18 protein-coding genes are annotated in these 22,400 nt (G+C 60.9%); 5 read left to right on the forward strand and 13 right to left on the reverse strand.

Features of this window, described 5'->3' with window-relative positions; all coding sequences use genetic code 11:
• Positions 1-11: 11 nt before the first annotated feature.
• Together ligD and AB9N64_RS02555 are read right to left on the reverse strand one after the other, a co-directional pair.
• Complete coding sequence (ligD, locus tag AB9N64_RS02550; protein ID WP_371359941.1) at positions 12-2,531, reverse strand: DNA ligase D; 2,520 nt, start codon at positions 2,529-2,531, stop codon at positions 12-14.
• Positions 2,532-2,555: 24 nt separating this feature from the next.
• Positions 2,556-3,395 carry a Ku protein gene (locus AB9N64_RS02555; protein ID WP_014718364.1) on the reverse strand — a complete coding sequence of 280 codons (840 nt, stop codon included), beginning with the start codon at positions 3,393-3,395 and terminating at the stop codon, positions 2,556-2,558.
• Between the two features lie 185 nt (positions 3,396-3,580).
• Between AB9N64_RS02555 and AB9N64_RS02560 the strand changes: the two genes are divergently transcribed.
• Positions 3,581-3,889 carry a hypothetical protein gene (locus AB9N64_RS02560; protein WP_014718365.1) on the forward strand — a complete coding sequence of 103 codons (309 nt, stop codon included), beginning with the start codon at positions 3,581-3,583 and terminating at the stop codon, positions 3,887-3,889.
• 12 nt (positions 3,890-3,901) lie between these two features.
• Positions 3,902-5,059, forward strand: coding sequence for a PQQ-dependent sugar dehydrogenase (locus AB9N64_RS02565; protein WP_014718366.1), 1,158 nt, complete (start codon positions 3,902-3,904; stop codon positions 5,057-5,059).
• A 176-nt stretch (positions 5,060-5,235) separates the two neighbouring features.
• Here the strand turns inward: AB9N64_RS02565 and AB9N64_RS02570 are convergent, their stop codons facing one another.
• Complete coding sequence (locus AB9N64_RS02570) at positions 5,236-5,715, reverse strand: nuclear transport factor 2 family protein (protein WP_058410505.1); 480 nt, start codon at positions 5,713-5,715, stop codon at positions 5,236-5,238.
• Between the two features lie 54 nt (positions 5,716-5,769).
• Positions 5,770-6,333, reverse strand: coding sequence for a TetR/AcrR family transcriptional regulator (locus AB9N64_RS02575; RefSeq protein WP_014718368.1), 564 nt, complete (start codon positions 6,331-6,333; stop codon positions 5,770-5,772).
• 124 nt (positions 6,334-6,457) lie between these two features.
• Between AB9N64_RS02575 and pssA the strand changes: the two genes are divergently transcribed.
• Positions 6,458-7,801: a CDP-diacylglycerol--serine O-phosphatidyltransferase gene (gene pssA / locus AB9N64_RS02580; RefSeq protein WP_060766465.1), complete on the forward strand. Its 1,344-nt coding sequence runs from the start codon at positions 6,458-6,460 to the stop codon at positions 7,799-7,801.
• Positions 7,802-7,872: 71 nt separating this feature from the next.
• Here the strand turns inward: pssA and efeO (AB9N64_RS02585) are convergent, their stop codons facing one another.
• Genes efeO (AB9N64_RS02585) through efeU form a run of 4 tightly spaced genes read right to left on the reverse strand, consistent with a single transcriptional unit; the run spans position 7,873 to position 12,091 of the window.
• Complete coding sequence (gene efeO / locus AB9N64_RS02585) at positions 7,873-8,688, reverse strand: iron uptake system protein EfeO (RefSeq protein ID WP_014718370.1); 816 nt, start codon at positions 8,686-8,688, stop codon at positions 7,873-7,875.
• 25 nt (positions 8,689-8,713) lie between these two features.
• Positions 8,714-10,018: an iron uptake transporter deferrochelatase/peroxidase subunit gene (gene efeB, locus AB9N64_RS02590; protein ID WP_371359942.1), complete on the reverse strand. Its 1,305-nt coding sequence runs from the start codon at positions 10,016-10,018 to the stop codon at positions 8,714-8,716.
• Between the two features lie 14 nt (positions 10,019-10,032).
• The gene (gene efeO / locus AB9N64_RS02595) at positions 10,033-11,235 is read right to left on the reverse strand and encodes an iron uptake system protein EfeO (RefSeq protein ID WP_014718372.1); all 1,203 of its coding nucleotides are present in this window, start codon (positions 11,233-11,235) and stop codon (positions 10,033-10,035) included.
• Between the two features lie 10 nt (positions 11,236-11,245).
• Entirely contained in the window at positions 11,246-12,091 is an 846-nt protein-coding gene (efeU, locus tag AB9N64_RS02600; RefSeq protein WP_014718373.1) for an iron uptake transporter permease EfeU, read from the reverse strand.
• 168 nt (positions 12,092-12,259) lie between these two features.
• On the opposite strand from efeU, the gene AB9N64_RS02605 reads away from it, so the two are divergent.
• On the forward strand, positions 12,260-13,276 hold the full coding sequence (locus tag AB9N64_RS02605) for an AraC family transcriptional regulator (RefSeq protein ID WP_014718374.1): 1,017 nt from the start codon (positions 12,260-12,262) through the stop codon (positions 13,274-13,276).
• An 86-nt stretch (positions 13,277-13,362) separates the two neighbouring features.
• Here AB9N64_RS02605 and AB9N64_RS02610 read toward each other — a convergent pair whose 3' ends face one another.
• Genes AB9N64_RS02610 through mexE form a run of 3 tightly spaced genes read right to left on the reverse strand, consistent with a single transcriptional unit; the run spans position 13,363 to position 19,208 of the window.
• Positions 13,363-14,778 carry an efflux transporter outer membrane subunit gene (locus AB9N64_RS02610; RefSeq protein ID WP_014718375.1) on the reverse strand — a complete coding sequence of 472 codons (1,416 nt, stop codon included), beginning with the start codon at positions 14,776-14,778 and terminating at the stop codon, positions 13,363-13,365.
• Positions 14,775-17,954 carry an efflux RND transporter permease subunit gene (locus tag AB9N64_RS02615; RefSeq protein ID WP_371359943.1) on the reverse strand — a complete coding sequence of 1,060 codons (3,180 nt, stop codon included), beginning with the start codon at positions 17,952-17,954 and terminating at the stop codon, positions 14,775-14,777. Before AB9N64_RS02615 ends, AB9N64_RS02610 begins: the two co-directional genes overlap by 4 nt.
• Positions 17,955-17,966: 12 nt before the next feature.
• On the reverse strand, positions 17,967-19,208 hold the full coding sequence (mexE, locus tag AB9N64_RS02620) for a multidrug efflux RND transporter periplasmic adaptor subunit MexE (protein ID WP_371359944.1): 1,242 nt from the start codon (positions 19,206-19,208) through the stop codon (positions 17,967-17,969).
• A 388-nt stretch (positions 19,209-19,596) separates the two neighbouring features.
• On the opposite strand from mexE, the gene AB9N64_RS02625 reads away from it, so the two are divergent.
• Complete coding sequence (locus AB9N64_RS02625) at positions 19,597-20,052, forward strand: hypothetical protein (protein ID WP_019820112.1); 456 nt, start codon at positions 19,597-19,599, stop codon at positions 20,050-20,052.
• Positions 20,053-20,054: 2 nt separating this feature from the next.
• Here AB9N64_RS02625 and AB9N64_RS02630 read toward each other — a convergent pair whose 3' ends face one another.
• Both AB9N64_RS02630 and AB9N64_RS02635 read right to left on the reverse strand, forming a co-directional pair.
• Positions 20,055-20,951 (reverse strand): LysR substrate-binding domain-containing protein, encoded by an 897-nt coding sequence (locus tag AB9N64_RS02630; protein ID WP_371359945.1) that lies wholly within the window; start codon positions 20,949-20,951, stop codon positions 20,055-20,057.
• An 87-nt stretch (positions 20,952-21,038) separates the two neighbouring features.
• Positions 21,039-22,382, reverse strand: a complete 1,344-nt coding sequence (locus AB9N64_RS02635; RefSeq protein WP_014718378.1) for a TolC family outer membrane protein — start codon at positions 22,380-22,382, stop codon at positions 21,039-21,041.
• Positions 22,383-22,400: the final 18 nt, after the last annotated feature.

Consider the following 22,400-nt stretch of genomic DNA (forward strand, 5'->3'; position numbering starts at 1 on the left):
CAAGGCGCGGATCACCCAGGGGGTTGCGCGCCCAGCTTGTCCCACATCTTTTTGCTGATCTTCTGTCGATTGGCATACCCCGCCCAGGGGTCATCCTTCAACGTTTGCAGCCGCTGATGCAGGTTCGCCACTGTCCACTGTTGGGCGCCGCGTAATCCTTTCAACTCCTCTCGACTCACCGGCACCGACACTGGCAGGCCCGGGCGGGCCCGCACGGAATACGCCGCTACGGTACTGGCGCCACGGGCGTTGCGCAGGTAATCGATAAATATCTTGCCGACGCGGTTCTTGGGGCCACTGGTGGCGGTAAAGCGTTCGGGCAGTTGCCGGGTCATGAATTGGGCAATGGCTTTGGCGAACGCCTTCACGGTGTCCCAGCCGTCGCGCCGGGCCAACGGCACGATCAAGTGCAGGCCCTTGCCGCCGCTGGTTTTGACGAAAGCTTGCAAGCCCAGCTCATCGAGTACCGACAGGGTCAGTTGGGCCGCTTCCAGCATGGCTTTCCAGGGCAGGGCCGGGTCCGGGTCGAGATCGAGAACAAACAGGTCAGGCGTTTCAATCTTGTCTGCAGTGGCGCCCCAGGTGTGAAATTCGACGGTACCCATTTGCACCGCGCCGACCAGGGCCTCCACGCTGTCTATTTCCATCAGGCGCGCATGGCCTGGGTCCAGCGCCTGGTCCAATTGCTTGATGTGGGGGATGGCCATACGCTCTGAGTGCTTCTGGAAGAACTGCTCACCTTCGATCCCTTCAGGCGCCCGCAGCAATGACACGGCACGTGCGCGCAGGAAGGGCAGGATCCATTCGCTGATATCGGTGTAGAACTGCGCGAGCTGCTGTTTTTGCGTGCTGCTGTGCTTGTCGATAATGCGCTCGGGGTGAGTGATTTTCACGCTCTTCACCGTTGCCTGCGCTTTACCGGCTTTCGACGTTTCGGGTGCCTTGACCGACTTGGCCGCGCGCGGCTGTTCATGAATGATCTGCGAGGCTGGCTTGTCGGTGCGCAGGCCCACAAACGCGGCTTGGCGCACCACGCCTTCGCGGGTCCATTCGGCAAATTGCACCTCGCCGACCAGGCTCGGCTCAACCCAATGCACGCCACGGGCCTGGGCACTGGTCAATGGTTTTTGCAGGGGCGAGTCCTTGCGCTCAAGCGGGGTGAGCTTGGCATAGATACTTTTCAGCGCCGCTTGATCAAAGCCCGTGCCCACCCGCCCGGCATATACCAGGCCGGTGTCATCGTTGACCGCCAACAGCAGCGCCCCAAAGCCGCTGCGCGAACCTTGGGGGCGGGTGTAGCCGACAATCACGAACTCTTGGCGCAGGCGGCATTTGAGCTTGATCCAGTCGGCACTGCGCCGCGACACGTAGGGGCTGCCGGCGCGCTTGCCGATCACGCCTTCTAGCGCCAGGTCACAGGCGCTCTCGAAAATATCGCGCTGGCTGGCGGCAAAGGCTTCGGAGAATCGCAGCAGTTTGCTTCGGCTGGCGGACAGCGCAGATTTAAGCGCAGCCCGACGCTCTTCGACCGGGTCTTCACGCTGGTCGCGACCGTTCAAAAACGGTGCGTCGAACAGGTAATAGACAATGTCCAGGCTGCGGCCGATATCGAACGCGTTTTGCAGCGCCTGGAAATCCGGCAGCCCGTCGCCATTGAGGCTGACCACTTCGCCATCCAGCCAACTGTCCTTGAGCTTGAGGGCTTGCAAGGCTTTGCACTGACGTGGCAGGCGTTCGGTCCAGTCGTGGCCGTTACGGGTGAACAGGCGCACTTCGCCGTCGCGAATGCGCGCCATGATGCGGTAGCCGTCGAACTTGATCTCGTAGCGCCAATCACCTTCGGGCGCCCGGTCCACCAAGGTTGCCAATTGGGGGGCAAACTCATCCGGCAGGGCAGCGATGCGCTTGGGCGTTTTGGCTTTTGGCGCGGCCTTGGGTTTGGCCTTGGCCTTGGCCTTTGGCTTACCCACCACCGCATCGCTGAGCACGCTGGCGGGCTCGGCCTGGACGATATCGAACTCAGAGGCCGGGCGCGCCTGCTGATCGTTTTCCTTGATCAACAGCCATTGCTCCTTGTCGCCGCTGCCCTTGAGCCGGGTGCGTACCAGCGCCCAGTCACCGGAGAGTTTTTCACCGACCAGGGTGAATTTGAGCTTGCCCGCCGCGTAGGCTTTGCGCGGGTCATCGTGGGGCTGCCAAATGCCTCGGTCCCATACGATCACATCCCCCGCACCGTATTGGCCGGCGGGAATGCTGCCCTCGAAACTGCCATAGCTCAGTGGGTGGTCTTCAACATGCACCGCCAGGCGTTTCTGGCTCGGGTCCAGGCTTGGGCCCTTGGGCACCGCCCAGCTCAGCAGCACGCCATCGAGTTCCAGGCGAAAGTCGTAGTGCAGGTTGCGCGCATCGTGCTTTTGAATCACGAAGCTGAGGGCCGAGACGTTGCGTTTGCTGGCGGGTGAGCTGCCGGCGGGTTCGGCGGTGATCTTGAAATCGCGCTTGCGATTGTACTCACTCAGGGGCTTTGCCATGTCATTCTCCCGTCAATGGCAGGCTCAAGAGGCCTTGTTATTGGACTTTTTCGCGGTGCTTTTTTTCGCCGCAGGTTTACCCGCCAGGCTGCGTTTGAGCAGTTCGGTCAGGTCGATGACATCCGCGGATTTTCGCTCTTCGCCGCCTTCGACCGTTTCCACATCTTCGATCTTGCCGGCCTTGGCCTTCTTCGCCACCAGCGCCCTGATCTTGTCCTGGAAGCTGTCACGGTATTCATCGGGCTGCCAATCGGCGCTCATGTCTTCCACCAGGCGCTTGGCCATGTCCAACTCACCTTTGGCCAGGGTCGGCTTTGTCACATCGCTGCCCAGTTCCAACTCATCCAGGCTGCGCACTTCAGCGGGCCAGCGCAGCATGACCAGCACCAGAGCCGATTCCAGCGGCATCAACGCGGCCAGGTGTTGCTTGGTGTGCAGTACCACATTGGCCAGGGCCACCTTGCCGGTTTTTTTCAGCGCTTCGCGCAGCAGTGCATAGACCTTGCCGCCGCGTTTATCCGGAGCGAGGAAGTAGGGCGTGTCGATGTTTTGCAGGGGGATCTGGTCGCTGGCGACGAAGGCGATGATTTCGATGGTCTGGGTGGACTTGGGGTGGGCCGAGCGAATTTCGTCTTCGCTGAGCACCACGTAGCGTCCTTTTTCAAAGGCCACGCCCTTGACGATATTTTCCTTGGTGACTTCCTTGCCGGTGGTTTTGTTGATGCGCTTATAGCCCACCGGGTCCATGCTGCGCTTGTCCAGCCAGTCAAAGTCGACGCCTTGTGAAGAGGTCGCCGAGACCAGCGATACCGGGATGTGAACCAAGCCGAAACTGATGGCGCCTTTCCAGATTGCCCGTGGCATAGATGTGATTCCTCAACGAAGAGCCTGTGTGCTGGTGACTCACAGGGCAGGGCAAAAGTTTCGGCGGATAGATGCTCGGACAGATCGTGTTACACCTGATGAGAAACTATTTAGTGTCACAACGCGAACCCGCGGCGTAGCGTGTTATCGAAAGCACGTAGTACTTGGCATAGAGAGGTTTGGCCATGAACCGTTGTGTACGTCATCTCGCAGCACTGGCGCTGGGCCTGGCCCTTGCGCCATTGGCCCAGGCGCAAAACCTGCCGGGGCGTAGCGACCACGGCCCTATTCACCGGGCCAACCCCAATAGCATGCAGGGCACCCAGCCCAATGCACCGGCTGTTCGCAGTATCCAGCCCGTCCCGGCCAACCCGCGGCCAACGCTGGAAAACGGTGGCATCGGCAACCGCTACCCCAAGCAGGAGGCGGCCCCCAGCCGCCCGGCCACCGCACCCAAAGCGCCCACCTATGATGCCAACGGCAATCGCCGCTGAGGATTTCGCCTTATGTTTGTACGTAAAACCCTGCTAGCCGCCCTGTGCGCCACCGCGTTGCTGCCGTTGAGCGCGGCGTATGCCGTCGATAGCCAACAGTTCCCCACTGAGCAAGGCAGCATCACCGCCACGCCGGTCGCCAAGGGCCTGGACCATCCATGGGCGCTGGCGTTTTTGCCGGACCAGCAAGGTTTCCTGGTGACCGAGTTACCTGGGCACCTGCGGTTTGTCAGCCCGGACGGCAAGCTGTCTGCGCCCTTGAAGGGCGTGCCGCAGGTATGGGCCAAAGGGCAGGGCGGGTTGCTGGATGTGGTGCTGTCGCCAGACTTCAAGCAGGACCGCCTGGTGTACCTGTCGTACGCCGAAGGCGGTGGCGAGGGTGGCAAGGCCGGCACAGCCGTAGGGCGTGGTCGCTTGGCCGCTGACTTGAGCGGCTTGGAGGACTTCAAGGTGATCCTGCGCCAGGAGCCCAAGCTGTCTACCGGCAACCACTTCGGCTCGCGCCTGGCCTTCGACCGTGATGGCTACCTGTTCGTGACTCTTGGGGAGAACAACGACCGCCCCACGGCCCAGGATTTGGACAAGTTGCAAGGCAAAGTGGTGCGCATCTACCCGGATGGGCGCGTGCCGGATGACAACCCTTTCGTCGGTCAACCCGGCGTGCGTCCCGAGATCTGGTCCTATGGGCAGCGTAACCCGCAAGGGCTGGCCTTGAATCCCTGGAGCGGCACGATCTGGGAAAATGAACACGGGCCCCGTGGCGGTGATGAAGTCAATATCATCGAGCGCGGCAAGAACTACGGCTGGCCGTTGGCAACCCATGGCATCAACTATTCCCTGCTGCCGATTCCCGAAGCCAAGGGCAAAACGGCAGAGGGCACAGTGGCGCCCCACCATGTGTGGGAGAAGTCGCCGGGTGTCAGTGGCATGGCGTTCTATGACGGCGACCGGTTCAAGGCATGGCAGCACAACCTGTTTGTCGGTGCGCTGGTGAGTCAGGAGCTGATTCGGTTGCAGTTCGAGGGTGACAAAGTGGTCCACGAGGAACGCTTGTTGGGCGAATTGAAAGCGCGGATCCGCGATGTGCGACAGGGGCCGGATGGCTTTCTGTATGTGCTGACCGATGAGGATGATGGTGTGTTGTATCGCGTTGGGCTGAATCAGGACTAAACGTGTGGGAGGGGGCTGGCAGCAGACGCAAATCCAATTGATGCCCCGCGATCCAAGTGTGGGAGCTGGCTTGCCTGCGAAGGCGGTGTGTCAGGCGCTGAATCTGTTACTGCACGACCGCTTTCGCAGGCAAGCCAGCTCCCACATTGGATCTCATTCGGTCTGCAGAGTCGGGGTTATAGCCCCAGCTCTGACAGGCCGGGATGCGCATCTGGGCGCCGCCCCAGCGGCCAATGGAACTTGCGCTCGCTCTCCTTGATTGGCATATCGTTGATGCAGGCAAAGCGGTTGGCCATCAAGCCGTTCTCGTCGAACTCCCAGTTTTCGTTGCCGTACGAGCGAAACCAGTTACCCGAATCATCGTGCCATTCATAGGCATAGCGCACGGCGATGCGGTTATCAGTAAAGGCCCACAATTCCTTGATCAGACGATAATCCAGCTCCTTGACCCATTTGCGGGTCAGGAACTGCTTGGCTTCTTCGCGGTTATGGGCAAATTCGGCGCGGTTACGCCAGTTCGTGTCCAGGGTGTAGGCCAGGGATACACGTTGCGGGTCGCGGGAGTTCCAGCCATCTTCGGCCAGGCGGACTTTTTCGATGGCAGAGGTGCGGGTAAACGGCGGCAGGGGCGGGCGGACTTCTTCTTGGGCTGACATGGGCGACTCCTCAATGCAATAAAGGTTGGGTCGAAAGTTGCCTGGGCTGTGGGTTCAAAGTTGCAGTAAGGTCCGCGCCATGCATTGCGCATTATCGGCAGCTGTTGAATCACCCATGACCAGGGCAACGGTAATGGCGCCATCGATCAGGATCAGCAGTTGCGCGGCCTGCTGCTCCGGGTCGGGGGTGCCATGTGCTTGGCACAGTTCAAGTGCGTACTCGAACAGTTTGCGTTTATGGGCCTTGGCCAGCAGGCGCACCGGGTTTTGGGCATCGCCGGTTTCACCGCTGGTGTTGATAAAGGCGCAACCGCGAAAGTCTGCCGAGCCGAACCAGCGCTTGAGCGCGCTGAACAGCCCCAGCAGGCGTTCGCCGCTGTCGTCGCTGCGTTCCACTTCGCTGCGCAGCCATTGCATCCAGCGCTCGTCGCGGCGTTGCAAGGCGGCCACCACCAACTCATCTTTGTTGGCGAAGTAGCGATAGATACTTTTTCTCGACACGCCAGCGGTTTTTACCAGTAAGTCCATACCGGTGGCAGCGATGCCGTGGCGATAGATCAACTTCTCGGTGACGTCGAGAATAATGTCGCGGGTTTCATTCTGGGTTATATCGTTCATGTCGAGTACAGTAGAACGATCGTTCTTCATGGTCAACAGTCTTTTTCGATTGCCCGTTGCGAGACCTGAGCAGCCTCATGGTGTAAGCTTTGGGCCTCTTCGGATTCGACCCATTGCGAGCCCTATGCCGTCGTTCTTCAAACGCTCCCTGTTGCCCAAGCTGCGCGGTTTTCCGTTGTCCAACGAGGCCCTTGAGGTGCTGCCCAGCGCCGATGCCTATCGTCGCTGCCTGCTGGAGAAAATCGCCCAGGCCACGCGGCGTATCTACATCGTTGCCTTGTACTTGCAGCAGGACGAGGCGGGGCAGGAAATCTACGACGCGCTACACGCCGCCAAGGCCGCACGGCCCGAACTGGACATCGTGGTGATGGTGGATTGGCTGCGCGCCCAGCGCGGGCTGATCGGCGCAGGCAAGCAACCGGGCAACAGCGCCTGGTACCAGGCCATGACCCAGCGCCACGCCAGCGAAGTACCGGTGTACGGCGTGCCGGTGCAAACCCGCGAGCTGTTCGGCGTGTTGCACCTCAAGGGTTTCGTGATCGATGACAGCGTGCTGTACAGCGGCGCCAGCCTGAACAATGTGTACCTGCACAAGTTCGACAAATACCGCTTCGACCGTTATCACCTGATCCATAGCCAACCCTTGGCCGATTCGATGCAGCACCTGGTGGAACACGGCCTGGTGGCGTCCAAGGCAGTGCATCGCCTGGACCTGCCAAACCCGCCCACCACTCGCAGCCTGCGCAACGACATCGGCGACCTGCGCAGCCGTCTCAAGCATGCGACCTACGACACCACAGCCGGGCAGTTGCCCAATGGCCATCTGTCGGTCAGCCCCTTGCTGGGCGTCGGCAAGAACAACCCGTTGAGCCGGGTGATCCTCGAACTCATCGCCAGCGCCCAGCAGCAACTGACCATCTGCACGCCGTATTTCAACCTGCCATTGCCGGTGACCCGCGAGATCAACCGTGCCCTGGCACGCGGTGTGAAGATCGACATCGTGGTGGGCGACAAGACCGCCAACGACTTCTATATTCCGCCCACTGAACCCTTCAAGGTGATTGCGGCGTTGCCGTACCTGTACGAGATCAGCCTGCGGCGCTTTGCCAAACGGCACCAGCCGATGATCAACAGCGGCCAGTTGAACCTGCACCTATGGCGCGACGGCGATAACACCTATCACCTCAAGGGCATGTGGGTGGATGAGCGCTACACCTTGCTCACCGGCAACAACCTCAACCCGCGGGCGTTTCGCCTCGACCTGGAAAACGGCTTGCTGATCGACGACCCTCAAGGCCAATGGCTGGGGCCGCGAAGCGCCGAGCTTGCGAATATTTTCCAACACACCACGCGTATCCAGGGTTACCAGCAATTGCAGACGCTGGTGGATTACCCGCCCGCTGTCGGCAAGTTCCTGCGGCGTGTCAGCCGGGTGCGGATCGAGCGCTTGCTGTACCGCATTCTCTAACTGAGCAACGTGCCGGCAAAAAAACACCCAGGCCCCTCGACAGGGACTGGGTGTTTTTTTGTGCGCGGCAGTTAGTTCAAACCCAGCTTGCCGCGCAGGGTCGAGAGGTCTTCGGCCAAGGTGTTGACCGGGCCGACCAGGGCCTTGCGGTCGTTGTCCTTGACCTTGTCATAGGTCTCGAAGCCGCCGTCCTTGGTTTTGTACTTGGCCAGGATCTTGTCGACGCTGGCAAAGTTCTTGTCGACTTTTGCCAGGAAGGCCTGGTCCTGCTGCCCGATCTGGCCACGGAACAGGTCAACGATTTTCTTCGCGCCGTCGATGTTGCCCTGGAAGTCGTACAGGTCGGTGTGGCTGTAGCGGTCTTCTTCACCGGAGATCTTGGTGGCCGCGACTTCTTCAAGCAACGCAGCGGCACCACCGACGACTTTTTCCGGCGGGAAGGTCAGGCCGTCGACGCGGGTCTTGAGGTCATTCACGTCCGCGTTGAGCTTGGCCGTCAGTGCTTGCAGGCCCTGGGTCGAGTTCTGCGAGAACAGCGCGTATTCGATCCGGTGAAAGCCCGTGAAGTCTTCGGCCGTCACGCCTTTTTCATGGTCGTCGACACGCGAATCGATGGACGCGTCGAGGTCGCTGAACAGCTCGGCGATCGGCTCAATGGACTCATAGTGCACGCGGGTTGGCGCATAGAGTTTCTTGGCCGTGGCCAGGTCGCCTTTATTGATAGCGTCGGTGAACGCCTGGGTCTGGGTGACCAGTTCGCCGATTTCTTCGGTGACGTAGATTTTGTAATCCGACACCGGGCCCACCAGGTCCAACGGCGCAGTAGCGGCGAAGCTTGCCAGTGGCGAAAGGCTGAGTAACAACAACGCAATAGACGACTTCTTCATGGGAGACATTCCGCTCTGGTGTGTTTTAGGTCTTGGCAGGAGTTTGAGAGTGCGTTGCCGCGAGCAGCGTGCGCCCGATGAAATCCTTGGGGCCGGTGACCCCTGGCAAGGTGAAGAAATACCCGCCACCCACGGGCTTGAGGTACTCCTCCAGCGGCTCGCCGTTGAGCCGGGTTTGCACGCTGATAAAGCCTTTCTCCAGGTCAGCCTGGTAGCAGATGAACAACAAGCCCATGTCCAGTTGACCATTTTTGTTGACGCCGTTGGAGTAGTTGAACGGCCGCCGCAGGATCAGGTTGGCCTGGGCCTGCGGGGTGCGCGGGTTGGCCAGGCGGATGTGGGCATCGAGCTTGGTCAACTTGCCTTCAGGGTCCTTGCTGTAGTCCGGGACCTGGGTTTCATGCTGGCCGTCCATGGGCGCGCCGGTGGGTTTGACGCGGCCGATGATGCTTTCCTGTTCTTGCAACGGGGTGCGATCCCAGCGCTCGACAAAGTTACGGATGATGCGCACGGCCTGGTAACTGCCATGGGCGGCCCAGGCCGGTTCGTCGCTGGTGGGCTGTACCCAGACGATCTGGTCCATGGCCTTGTCATCGTTGGAGTCGGGGTTGGCCGAGCCATCGCGAAAGCCCAGGAAATTGCGCGCACTCTGCGCCGGCTCACCGGGTTTGGTCGGTGCCTGGGGCGGCACGCTGCCTTCTTGCTTCCAGCGCACCAGCAGCAGGTCGGGCAGGTTTTTGACGATGTCGCGCAGCGCGTGGATATTGGTGTCTGGCGTGTTGGAGCTGAACTGCAGGCTCAGGTCGCCGTGGCACTGCGCCGGTTCCAGCGCATCGTTGGGAAAACCGACCATGCGGCTCAGGCGCTTGGGTTTGGCCGCCGCGAGGCCGAAGCGTTCGTCGAACAACGACTCGCCGACCGATACGGTAATGGTCAGGTTATCCGGCGTGACCACCGGGCCAAGGATGCCGGAATCGGTAGGCGGCAATTTCGGGTCGACCTGGGGCACGGTGCCGCCGGTCATCAGGAACGCGATGCGCTCGTTGAGGGTGCGGAACAGGCGTTCCAGGTCTTCGCGGTCGCTGGCCAGTACATCGAACGCCACGACCATGCCGCAGGCCGGGCGCGGGGTGACGATGCCGCTTTGGTGCTTGCCGAAAAACGCTTGGTGGTCCTGGGTCTTGTCGCTACGCGGGGCCGTGGTGACTTGCTCGGCCGCTGCCGCCATCGCCGGGCAGCTCAGGCTGCTGCCGGCAATCGCAGCGCCGGTGGCCGCCATGCCCAACAGGACGCGGCGACGTTGGAGGTCAAACTGTTCTGTATCACTCATGTGTGCGGTCGTCTTCACTGCAGGCCGGAAAGGCCAAGGGCGGGGTCGATTCCATCGAGTGCAACGGCCAGTGCCTTGGCCTTATCGGCGATCTGCTTGCGCTGATCGGCTGTAACCTTGTCGTAGGTTGGGTAGCGGTCGTTCACCTTGAGCCCGTCGAGTTCGGTGTCGAAGGCGTTGAGCGCGCTGTCGATAGCGGGCAACAGGTCGGCGGCGGACTTGCCCAGTAACGGGCGCATCAGGTCGACCACTTTGCGGGCCACCTCAAGATTGGCGGCAAAGCCGTTCAAGTCGATGTGGCTGTAGCGTTCCTCTTCACCGCTCGCCGCGCGAACGTCTGCCAGGCTGTCGAGGTTGCGTACCACAATGCTCACCAGTTGCTCTGGTGGCAGGGACTGGGCCAGTAACTGTTGCTTGAGCGTGGTGACGTCGGTAACCAGGCGTTGGGCGACCGGCGCCAGGCCATCAAGGCTGTGTTGCTGGAACAGGCTGTATTCCAGGCGATGGAAGCCGCTGAAGGCGGGGTCTTGCTCGCGCTTTTCAAAGTAATCGGCGCGGGCGTTGATCGCGTTATCCAATTCGGCCAGGCGCTGGGACGCCGGCGCCAGGCGCTGATACGCCTCACGGGCCGGCACATACATGGCCTGCGCCTGGGCCAGATCACCGGCGGCGATGGCCTGTTGCAGCGCCGTCACGGCCTTGACCAGTGCACCGCCTTGGCCGCTCAGGTACACGCGAAACTCCGACAACGGGCCAATAAAGGCCACCATCGACGGCTTGGCCTTGGCCTGGGCGTCAGACTCTGCCGTGGGCGTGACATGCAAGGTGCCGCGCGGGTTGCTCAACAGGCCACAGGTAATGGCGTAGTCACCGGGCAACAGGTTGGCATTGATCACCTGGCTCAGGCCCGGGGCAATATTCTCCCGTTCTTCGACCACCAGCACGCCGTCGAGGATTTCCCACTCCACCGCACGGTCGGAGCGGTTGATGATACGAAAGCTTGCGCGCCCGGCCGGCACGGTGAGAGCGTTGGGCTCGCAGGCGTGACTGTGAATCGTGACCGCGATTTCATTGTGGTTGGTCTGGCGCTTGGTCGCGGCCAATTGCGAGGCGTAGTAGAACAGGCCACCGGCGGCGATCATCACCACCACCGAGCCGGCCACGCCCCAGCGCAAGGCGCGGGATGGCGGGGCCGATTGAGGGGTTGGGTTGGACAAGAGACGGTCCTTACTGGCTGGAAACGGAAGAGGTATTGGCAACGGGCTGGGTAGGGGCCGAGGGCAGGAAGAACATCACCAGGGCCACCACCAGGTAAATCAGATAGGCGCCCAGGGTGCTGACGGTCGGCGCCTCCTGGTAACCGAACATGCCGGCCAGTACCGAGCCGAGCGGGCTGTCCATGGGTAATGCAGCGCTGAAATCGAACAGCACGGTCTGCCAGTGGTTCCACACGCCGGCCTCGTGCAGGGCCTGCACCGAGTTGGCGAGAATGCCGGCCGCAACCACCAGGATGAACAGGCCAGTCCAGCGGAAAAATGCACCGAGGTTCAGGCGCATGCTGCCGGAATAAATCAGCAAGCCGACGACAATGGCCAGGACCAGGCCGAGCAGGGCGCCTATCGGAGCGCCTGGGCCTTCACTCTGCTGAAACACCGCCAACAGGAAGAACACCGTCTCCAGTCCTTCGCGGGCCACGGCAAAAAACACCATGGCGATCAGGGCAAACACCTGGTGCCTGGAGCCGGCCAACGCATGGTCGAGAGATTCATGCAGCGAGTGTTTAATCGAGCGCGCCACTTTGCGCATCCAGAACACCATGGAACTGAGAATACCCACGGCGACCAGGCCGACGACACCTTCAAACAATTCCTGCTGCTTTTGCGGGAACTCCGCACTGACCAATTCCAGGCCGCCGCCCACCAGCAGCGCCAGCGCGGCCGCCAGGAACACGCCGATCCACACTGCAGGCATCCACTGGCCACGCCCGGTCTGTTGCAGGTAACTGGCGATAATGCCAACGATCAATGCCGCTTCAATGCCTTCGCGCAGCATGATTAAAAAAGGAACGAGCATCGGGCACCCGGGCGCAACTAGTTAGGGAGCTAAGTTGTAACATAATGATACTCATTGCTAAACAAGAAATATTGACCTTTGCTGAACGTGGGCTGAACAGTGGTGGCGAAGCGCAACCGCCTTTATGATGCGGGGCAATCAGACCGCAGCCGGATAGCTCAACGCCCCATGTCGGAAAAAGACACCATCTCCATCCACCTCGTGCGCGAAGCGCTGTTGCAGAGTTGCGCGCCGGGAGCGGCCACCGTTGAGGCATTGAGCAAAGTCGGGATTGATCCGGCGTTGCTTGAGCAGCCCGACGCTCGCGTGGCGGCCACGGCCTATGCACGCCTGTGGCGCTTGCTGGCGCGGCGCAGGGACGATGAGTTTTTTGGCATGGACCCGCGCAAGCTCAAGTCCGGCAGCTTGGCGTTCCTGTGTCGCGCCGCCGTGGCGCAACCCAGCCTGGCAGCGGGCCTGGAAACCGGCCTGGGGTTTCTGTCGTTGATGCTGGAGCACATGCCAGCCCAGCTGGTGCGTCAACAGAGTCTGGCGGAGATCGTCCTGCTCGAACCTGAGCATGAACCCAAGCGTGCGTTTACCTACTTCACCTATTGGATGATCGTCCACGGCGTCGCCTGCTGGCTGGCAGGGCGGCGCATTCCGATCCTCGCCATCGAGTTGCGTTGCGCGCAGCCGGACTTCTGTGACGATTATCAGGTGATGTTTTCTGACAACCTGCGCTTTGATCGGCCACGCACCCGCATGATTTTTTCTGCCGACTGCCTGGACCTGCCGATCAAGCGCAGCCCGCAGGAGCTCCAACGTTTCCTGGCTCATGCACCGGCTAACATCCTGGTGAAATACCGCGACCCGGAAAGCCTCGCCACGCGCATCAAGCACGACTTGCGGCAGATGCCCCCCGACACCTGGCCGGAAACCGAGGGGCTTGCCGCCAGGTTGTGTATTTCTGCGTCCACACTACGCCGTCGCTTGGCGGAAGAGGGGCAGACCTATCAGGGCCTCAAGGACAGCGTGCGCAAGGAACTGGCGATTGTGTGGTTGGCCGAGCCGCAGATCAGTTTTGCCGAGATCGCCACGCGGCTGGGGTTTGCCGATGCGAGTTCGTTCTACAAGGCCTTTCGTAAGTGGGTGGGATCGAATCCGGGGCATTACCGTAGCCTGATTCTGGGTGAGGCCAGCTAAATCCCACACGAAAAAAAGCCCCGCGACCGAATGGACCGCAGGGCTAAAAATTGGCTGGATGCGACCAACCAAAGGAGCTCTTTACCTCACCGGTTGCTGGCGACCACCGTATCCGGCTGCCAGCCACCACCCAAGGCCTTGTAGATCGCCACGATGCCGCGATACAGATCCACTTCGGCCTGGGCCTGGGCGTCTTCGGCGGCCAGGCGTTCGCGCTGGGCGTCGAGCAGTACCAGGAAGTCCACGGTGCCTTCGCGATAGCGGATCGCCGCGAGGTCGGCGGCGGCGCGGCTGGATTCGCTTTGGCGGATCAGCGAGACCAGGCGTTGCTGGCGCTTGCCGTAATCGCTGAAGGCGTTCTCGGACTCTTCCAATGCCAGCAACACTTGCTGTTCATAGGTCGCCAACGCGCCATCGGCTTCGGCATTCGCGCCACGCAGACGCGCACGCACGCTGCCCAGGTCAAACGCGGCCCACGTGATGCTCGGGCCCAGGGACCAAGCATTCGCCGCGGCGGAGCCGATCTGCGAACCGCGCCCGGCGGTGAACCCGAGGAAACCGCTGAGGCTCACCCGTGGGAACAGGTCGGCCTTGGCCACGCCGATACGTGCGGTGGCGGCGGCCAGTTTGCGTTCGGCGCTGAGGATGTCCGGGCGTCGTTGCAGCAGTTGCCCCGGGTCGCCAATCGGCAACGCCTTGGCAATCGCTGGCAGGTCTTTCGGGCTCAGGTCCACGCTCAGTTTGTCGGGGCGCTGGCCGAGGAGGGTGGCGATGCGGTTGCGCTCGCGCACTTGTTCGGCCTGCAGTTGCGGCACGCTGGCTTCAACTGCTGCCAGGCGCGCGTCGGCACGTTCCACGTCGAGCTGATCACCGACGCCGGCATCACGCAGGCTGACGGTGATGGTGCGCGATTCCTGCTGGTTCTTCAGGTTGTCCAGGGCAATGCGTTCACGCAGTTGCGCTCCACGCAGTTGACCGTAGGCATCCACCAGTTCGGCAATCATGGTGACTTGCAGTTGGTACAGGTCGGCTTCGGCCACCTGTTGGTCGGCGTCGCTGGCTTCCAGGTTGCGGCGGATGCGCCCGAATAAATCCACTTCCCAGGCCATGTCCAGGCCCAGGTCGTAGCGCTCGCTGTTGACACGCTTGGTGGTCTGCCCGGGAATCTGGCCCTTGCCCACATCGCTGCTGGCGCGAGAGGTGACCACCGGCATGATGTCGTTGGCCGCGTCATCACGGATAGCCCGTGCCGCCCGCAGGCGGGCAAAGGCTACGCGCAAATCACGGTTGCCGCTCAGCGACTGGGTTACCAGCTGGTTGAGCGTGGGGTCTTCGAACTGCTGCCACCAGATGCCTTCGTACTTGGCATGGTCGTAGCTTTTGCTGTCGGCGGCGGCCGTGATATTGGCCGCCTCCAGTGGCTGGGTCTTGTAGTCCGGGCCTACGGCACAGGCGGCGAGCGCCAGCACCAACAGGCTCGGCAGGAATACTTTCACACTCATTGCTGTGTCTCCAGCTTCAAGGCCTTGGCCGCTTTGCGCGCTTCACTGCGCTCGACATAGCGACGGATCAGTACGTAGAACACTGGTGTCAGCAACAGACCGAAGAAGGTCACACCGATCATCCCGGAGAACACCGCCACGCCCATGGCATGGCGCATCTCGGCGCCGGCACCGCTGGAGAGCACCAACGGCACCACACCCATGATGAACGCGAACGAGGTCATCAGGATCGGCCGCAGACGCAGGCGGCAGGCTTCCAGTACTGCGGCGAGCGGGTCGAGGCCTTCCTGCTGTTTATCCTTGGCGAACTCGACGATCAGAATCGCGTTCTTGCACGCCAGGCCCACCAGTACGATCAGGCCGATCTGGGTGAAGATGTTGTTGTCGCCGCCCGAGATGATCACCCCGGTAATGGCCGACAGCAGTGTCATCGGTACGATCAGGATCACCGCCAGCGGCAGGCTCCAGCTTTCGTATTGGGCGGCGAGCACCAGGAACGCCAGCAGTACGCAGAGCGGGAATACGAACAGCGCGGTATTGCCCGAGAGGATTTGCTGATAGGTCAGGTCGGTCCACTCGTAGGTCATGCCGTTGGGCAGTTCATCTTTGAGCAGCTTTTCAATCGCGGCCTGGGCCTGGCCAGAGCTGTAGCCCGGCGCGGCGTTGCCGTTGATTTCGGCGGTGATGAAGCCGTTGTAGTGCATCACACGGTCCGGGCCCGAGGTGTCGCTGACCTTGATAAAGGTCGCCAGCGGGATCATCTCGCCTCTGTTATTGCGCACTTTCAATTGGCCGATCTGGTCGGAGTCCTGGCGGAACTGCTGCTCGGCCTGCACGTTGACCTGATAGGTACGCCCGAAACGGTTGAAGTCGTTGGCATACAACGAACCCAGGTAGACCTGCAGGGTGTCGAAGATGTCGCTGATCGCCACGCCGTGAGTCTTGGCCTTTTCGCGGTCGATGGCCGCGTCCACTTGCGGCACGTTCACCGTGTAGCTGGTGAACAGGCCGAACAGTTCAGGCACGCCGTGGCTCTTGGCGATCACGTTCTGCACTTCTTTATACAGCTCGTCATAGCCGAGGTTGCCACGGTCTTCGATCTGCAGGCGGAAGCCCCCGATGGTGCCCAGGCCTTGTACCGGCGGCGGCGGGAAGATCGCCATGTAGGCCTCTTCGATATTGGCGTATTGGCCGTTCAGTGCACCAGCAATCGCACCGGCGGACATGCTCGGGTCTTTACGCTCATCGAACGGCTTCAAGGTCACGAACACGATGCCGCTGTTCGGGCTGTTGGTGAACCCGTTGATCGACAGGCCCGGGAAGGCAATCGCAGCTTCCACGCCGGGTTGTTTCAGGGCGATCTCCGACATGCGCTTCATCACGTTTTCGGTGCGGTCCAGGCTTGCGGCGTCGGGCAGTTGGGCGAAGGCCACCAGGTATTGCTTGTCCTGGGCCGGTACGAAACCGGTCGGCGTGTGGGCAAACCCGAAGAACGTCAGCACCATCAAACCTGCGTAGACGAACAAGGCGATACCGCTGCCGCGAATCACTCGGCGCACGGTGCCTACATAGCCATGGCTGGCCTTTTCGAAAAAGCGGTTGAAGGGACGGAACAGCCAGCCCCCGAAGACCTTGTCGAGGAACTTGGAGAAACGGTCCTTTGGCGCGTCGTGGCCGCGCAGCAGCACAGCGGCCAGGGCAGGGGACAGGGTCAGGGAGTTGAACGCCGAGATCACGGTTGAGATCGCGATGGTCAAGGCGAACTGCTTGTAGAACTGCCCGGTCAAGCCACTGATAAAGGCGGCCGGAATGAACACCGCACACAGCACCAGCGCCGTGGCGATGATGGGGCCGGTCACTTCACTCATGGCTTTTTCGGTCGCCGGGAACGGCTCAAGCCCCAACTCGATATTACGCTCGACGTTTTCCACCACCACGATGGCGTCGTCCACCACAATACCGATCGCCAGCACCAGGCCAAACAATGACAGGGCATTGAGTGAGAACCCGAACAGGTGCATCACCGCAAAGGTACCGATCAATGAAACCGGCACCGCCACCAACGGGATGATCGAGGCGCGCCAGGTCTGCAGGAACAGGATCACCACCAGCACCACAAGGATCAGTGCTTCAAACAGGGTATGCACCACCGCTTCGATGGAGCCGCGTACAAAGATGGTCGGGTCATAGGCGATGCGATAATCCATGCCCGCCGGAAAGCTCTTTTTCAGCTCGGCCATCTTGCTGCGCACATCGTTGGAGATGTCGATGGCATTGGAGCCGGGACGCTGGAAAATCGGAATCGCAACGGCCGGCTGGTTATCGATCAGCGAGCGCAGCGCGTATTGGCTGGAGCCCAGTTCGACCCTGGCGATGTCCTTGAGGCGCGTGATTTCACCGTCGGCGCCGGCGCGAATCACGATGTTCTCGAACTCTTCTTCAGTGACCAGGCGGCCCTGGGTATTGACCGACAACTGGAAGCTGGTGTCACTCGGCGCAGGCTGTGCGCCCAGGGCACCGGCTGCCACCTGGCGGTTCTGCTCGCGGATCGCCGTGACCACATCGGTGGCGGTCAGGTTGCGCGAAGCGGTTTTGTTCGGGTCCAGCCAGACGCGCAGGGAGTAGTCGCCCATGCCGAACAACTGCACGTCACCGACGCCGCCCAGGCGGGCCAGTTCATCCTTGATATTGAGGATCGCGTAGTTGGACAGGTACAGCATGTCATAACGCTGATCCGGGGAGGTCAAGTGCACCACCATGGTCAGGTCGGGGGAGGCCTTGTCCACGGTAATACCGATGCGTGTCACTTCCTCCGGCAGCTTGGGCTGGGTACGCGTCACACGGTTTTGCACCTGCACCTGCGCGTTGTCCAGGTCGGTGCCCAGGGCGAAGGTGATGGTCAGGGTCAGCTTGCCGTCGGCGGTGGATTGCGAGGACATGTACAGCATGTTCTCAACGCCAGTGATGGCTTGCTCCAACGGCGCGGCCACGGTTTCACCGATGACTTTGGGGTTGGCGCCCGGGAAGTTGGCGCGCACCACCACGGTCGGCGGTACCACTTCCGGGTATTCGCTGATCGGCAGTTGGAACAGCGAGATTGCACCGGCAATCAGGATCAACAGCGACAGCACCGCTGCGAAGATCGGCCGTGAAATGAAGAACTTGGAAAAATTCATCTTAGGTATCCCTTAACCGCGTGGAGTCGCAGCGCTGGCGAGCTTGGGCGCTGCGGTTTGCGGCGCTACTTGCTCCAGGTTGCTGGCTTCAAGCGCTTGTCGTTGTTGGGCCAAGGCGGCGAGGGTTTCCTTGCTGGCCATCGGGATGGTTTCTGGCGCCACTGGCGAGCCTGGGCGAACACGCTGCAGGCCCTTGACGATCACGGTGTCATCCTTGGTCAGGCCGCTGCGCACGATGCGCAAGCCTTCGATTTTCGGCCCCAGTTCCACCGCGCGATAAGCCGGCTTGTCGCCGTCCATCACCAGCACGAATTTTTTGCCCAGGTCAGTACCGACGGCTTCGTCGTTGATCAACACCGCCGAATAGGTGCCGCTGCCGACCAGCTTCAAACGCGCATACAGGCCAGGGGTGTATTCGCCCTTGCTGTTGTCGAACACCGCGCGGCCACGGATGGTGCCGGTGGCCGGGTTGACCTGGTTGTCGACGAAGTTCATCTGGCCCAGGTGCGGGTTGCCGGTTTCGTTGGACAGGCCCAGATACACCGGGGTGGTGGCGCCACGCCGGCCTTCACGGGCCAGTTCGGTGTACTTGAGGAATACACGCTCATCGGCGTCGAAGTAGGCGTAAACCTTGTCGGTGGAGACCACGCTGGTCAGCGCGGTGGTATCGGCGGTCACCAGGTTGCCGGCGGTGATTTCGGCACGGCTGACGCGGCCACTGATGGGCGAGGTCACGCGCGTAAAACTCAGGTTCAGCTTGGCCAGGTCCAACTGCGCCTGGATCCCGGCCATCGCGGCGCGGGCTTCCTGGGCGGCGGTGGTGCGCGAGTCGGCCAGTTCGGCAGAGATCGCATTGCTCTGGCGCAGGCGCTCGCCACGTTGCGCTTCGTTTTCACTGCGAGTGGCGGCGGCTTTAGTCTGCGCAAGCTGGGCTTCGAGGCGGCGCACTTCGGCCTGGAATGGGCGAGGGTCGATCTGGAACAGCAGGTCGCCTTTCTTCACCAGCGCGCCTTCGGTGAACGCCACCTGGTCAATCTGGCCGGACACCCGCGGACGAATCTGCACGGTTTCCGGCGCTTCAAGGCGCCCGGTGAACTCGTCCCACTCGTTGACCGGTTGTTCCAGCACCTTGGCCACGCTGACCTTGGCTGGGGGCATGGCGGCCGCTTGTTCGGGAGACTTGCCGCACGCGCTGATCACCACCACGGCCAAGATCGCCAAGGGGAAGCGCAAAAGTTTGAGTGACTGTTCCATGAGGTGCATCCGCCAATGTATTTGAGATGGGCGGATCATGCGCGGGGAGGTGCTAGGTCACGAATCGAATGAAGCAAAGGTAACTATCATTCGGAATGATATAAGCGCGGAGTCAGCCCTCTAGCATGGGGCTTTTGTTAGGGAGCTATCAATGTGATTGATGACAAAAGACTGTTGCAGCGAATGCATGGATGCAGCCCGAGTAGGTATCGATGGGCAGTGGTGTCGCTGATTCGGCCAGAAGCTAATGCGCATCACATGGCACAGATGTCAACTGAGAAGTCTGACAGTAGTTTGATTAATGGCGTTTGCGTAGGCTGATATTCATGCCCGGAGGGCTCTCGAAATGCCGAGCGTAGATTAATCAATCAGTTCAAGGAATTGAGCCATGAATAACACTAAACCCAGCGAGTCTTCTGGCGCAGCGAAGAATTCAAAGGTCGGCGCTGATTATTTTAACTTCATGTTTGCTCCTCCCTTTCCTATGGTAGAGGAATTTTGGAGGGCATTAGAGTTCCGCTATTATGAGTCGGACGATGGCGTTCTTATTCTTCGTGGGAGCCTTAATGAAGAGGAGACGGGGCGATTTGAGCTGCTCACCTTCAAGATGCCGCCACCTATAAAAGATGGCGAGCATGACGTAAGCAGGGATGAGGCAGGTGTTAATGCTACTTTTGCTTTACCGTCGCTCATCAAGGCGGACAGTGGGAAATTGAATATAAAAAGATTCAAGGACGGTGACAAAGATACCATCCAGGCTCAATTTTACCTGGCATTTGAATATGACAGTGTGGTCTATGATGTAGCCGGCCTAGCTTTGGTTCATGCAACGGCGGCTAGTTAAGATCACGGCGCCTCGAACGCATCGCCCAGAAAGTCGATCAAGGACCGCACCGACGGCATCAGCCCGCGCCTGGAGGGGAACACGGCGGTGATCACGCCTTCAGCGGGTTGCCATTCAGGCAATACGGCAATCAGGCGGCCATCGGCCAACTCGTCTTTCACGACGACTTGGGGCAGGTTGGCGATGCCCACGCCCGCCAGTGCTGCATTTTTCAGGGTCGACATGTCATCACTGACCAGGCGCGGCGTGTGCGCGACCTGGGCCGTCGCGCCGTCCGGCCCGGTCAGGTCCCACAGGTATTGAAGCAACGGGTTGCCCCAATGGATAGTCGCCAGCCCGGCAAGGTCAGCCGGTAGCGAGGGCAGGGGAGCGTCCTGCAAAAAAGTCGCGCTCGCCACCAGTACCTGAGGACTTTTAGCCAGTACCTTCATGACCAGCTCACTGCTTTCCAGCGGTGGGAAACACAGGTTCAAGGCCATGTCATAGCCTTCGCTGATGATGTCGACCTTGCGGTTGAAGCTCTTCACGTTCAGTTCGACGCTGGCGCATTGCGCCATGAATTGGGCGAGCATCGGCGCCACCCAGTAGTTGAGCAATGCGGTGGTGCAGCTCAGGCGGATCACGCCCCGCGGCTCTGATTTGTTGAAGGCAATCACATCTTCCGCTGACTCGGCTTCGGCAATCATCGCCACGCAATGGCGGTAATAGGCATGGCCGATATCGGTCACCTGGAATTGGCGCGTCGAACGCTGTATCAGCCGTGCCCCCAGCCTGGCTTCAAGCTGGCTGATCCTGCGGCTCAAGGTCGATTTGGGCAGGTTCAACGCTCGACCCGCCGCCGCAAACCCGCCGTGTTCGACCACCTTGGCGTAGAGGAAGAGTTCGTTGAGGTCGAACATGGGCAGTGTTCCATTTTTGAGATGCCCAAGCTTAATCCAAATCAGCCCTCACGTTGAGCGAATGTCAGCGCACTACTGATCAGTGCGTCAGTTCAGCGTATGACTGATATCCCGCAGGCGCGCGTCGCTCAGGTTGCCGGTGGATGCCAACAGGTGCAACTGGGCCATCAGGATCGCATAACGTTGTTGGGCCAGGCGTTGCTGGGTATCGGTGACTTTTTGTTGGGCATCCAGCACGTCGGTGTTGATGCGGGAACCGGCTTCGAAGCCGTGGGTCACGGCGGCAAGGTTGATCTGGCTAGAGTTCAAGGCCTGCTTGAGTGCCTGGTATTGGCTCATGCCGTTGGTGACTTGCAGGTAAGCCTGGCGCGCCTTCAGCCCGGCGTTGCGACGTGCATCTTCGACTTCGTCCGCCGCCTTGCTTTGCAGTGCATGGGCTTCGCGCACGCGACTGCTGGTGCGGCCACCGCTGTAGAGAGGAACGCTCAGTTTGACCCCGACCACGGTCTGGTTATAGCGGTTTTCCGGCAACGTCACATCGTAGACATCACCGCCGACAGAGGCGAAGCGGCCATGGGCGGCGATCAGATCCAGGGTCGGCAAATGGCCGGCCCGTTCCTTGTCGATGTCCATTTCGGCCAGGCGCTGGGCAATCTGCGCCGCCTGTACGGCAAGGTTGCCTTGTTGCGCGGTCGTGGCCCAATCATCGATGGCAGCGGGCACCGGGGCACTGAACTGCGGCTCTTTGCCTGACCACGGGCCTGCCTGTGCGGCAGTTAATTGGGTGAGCGTTTCGTTGGCAATGTCCAGTGCGCCACGGGCCGCCACCTGTTCGGCGAATGCCTGGTCGTACTTGGCCTGCACCTGGGCGAGCGCATTAGCGGTGGTGGCGCCGTCGGCCAGCAGTCGCTGGCTGCGCGTCTGGCTCTCGCGCAAGGTTTGTAGCTGTTGTGTGCGGGTGTTCAACAGTTCCTGATTGAGCAGTACGTCGAAATAAGCGCGGGCGACGCGCAGCATCAGCGCTTGGCGCGCCTGTTCGGTGTGCAGTTCACTGGCGCTGATCAACAGTTTGCTTTGGTCGTGTGCGATCACATTCTGCCAACGCAGCAGCGGCTGTGTGAGGACCACGGCGTAGGCGTTGGTGTTATTGCGATTGCGATGATAGTCGGAGGAATCCTCGGCATCGACCCAGGCCGCGCCGCCGGTGACAGACAGGTCCGGCAGCAGGTTGGCACGGCTTTGCGGTTCCTTTTCTGCCGTGGCCAATTGCTGGGCCTGGGCGGCGGCGAACTGCATGTCGTGGGTCAACGCCTTCTGGTACAGCTGGTACAAGTCATCTGCCAACACCTGAGTGGGCGCGCAGGCGAGTGCCAGCCAATACAGCGGCATGAGCAGCGGGGTGGTGTTCAGATGCAGGCCTGGAATACGCAAGGGGTGTGCTCCACTGAA

Origin of the sequence: Pseudomonas sp. KT_2_4 (assembly GCF_041410225.1) — a bacterium.
GTDB lineage: Bacteria > Pseudomonadota > Gammaproteobacteria > Pseudomonadales > Pseudomonadaceae > Aquipseudomonas > Aquipseudomonas paracarnis.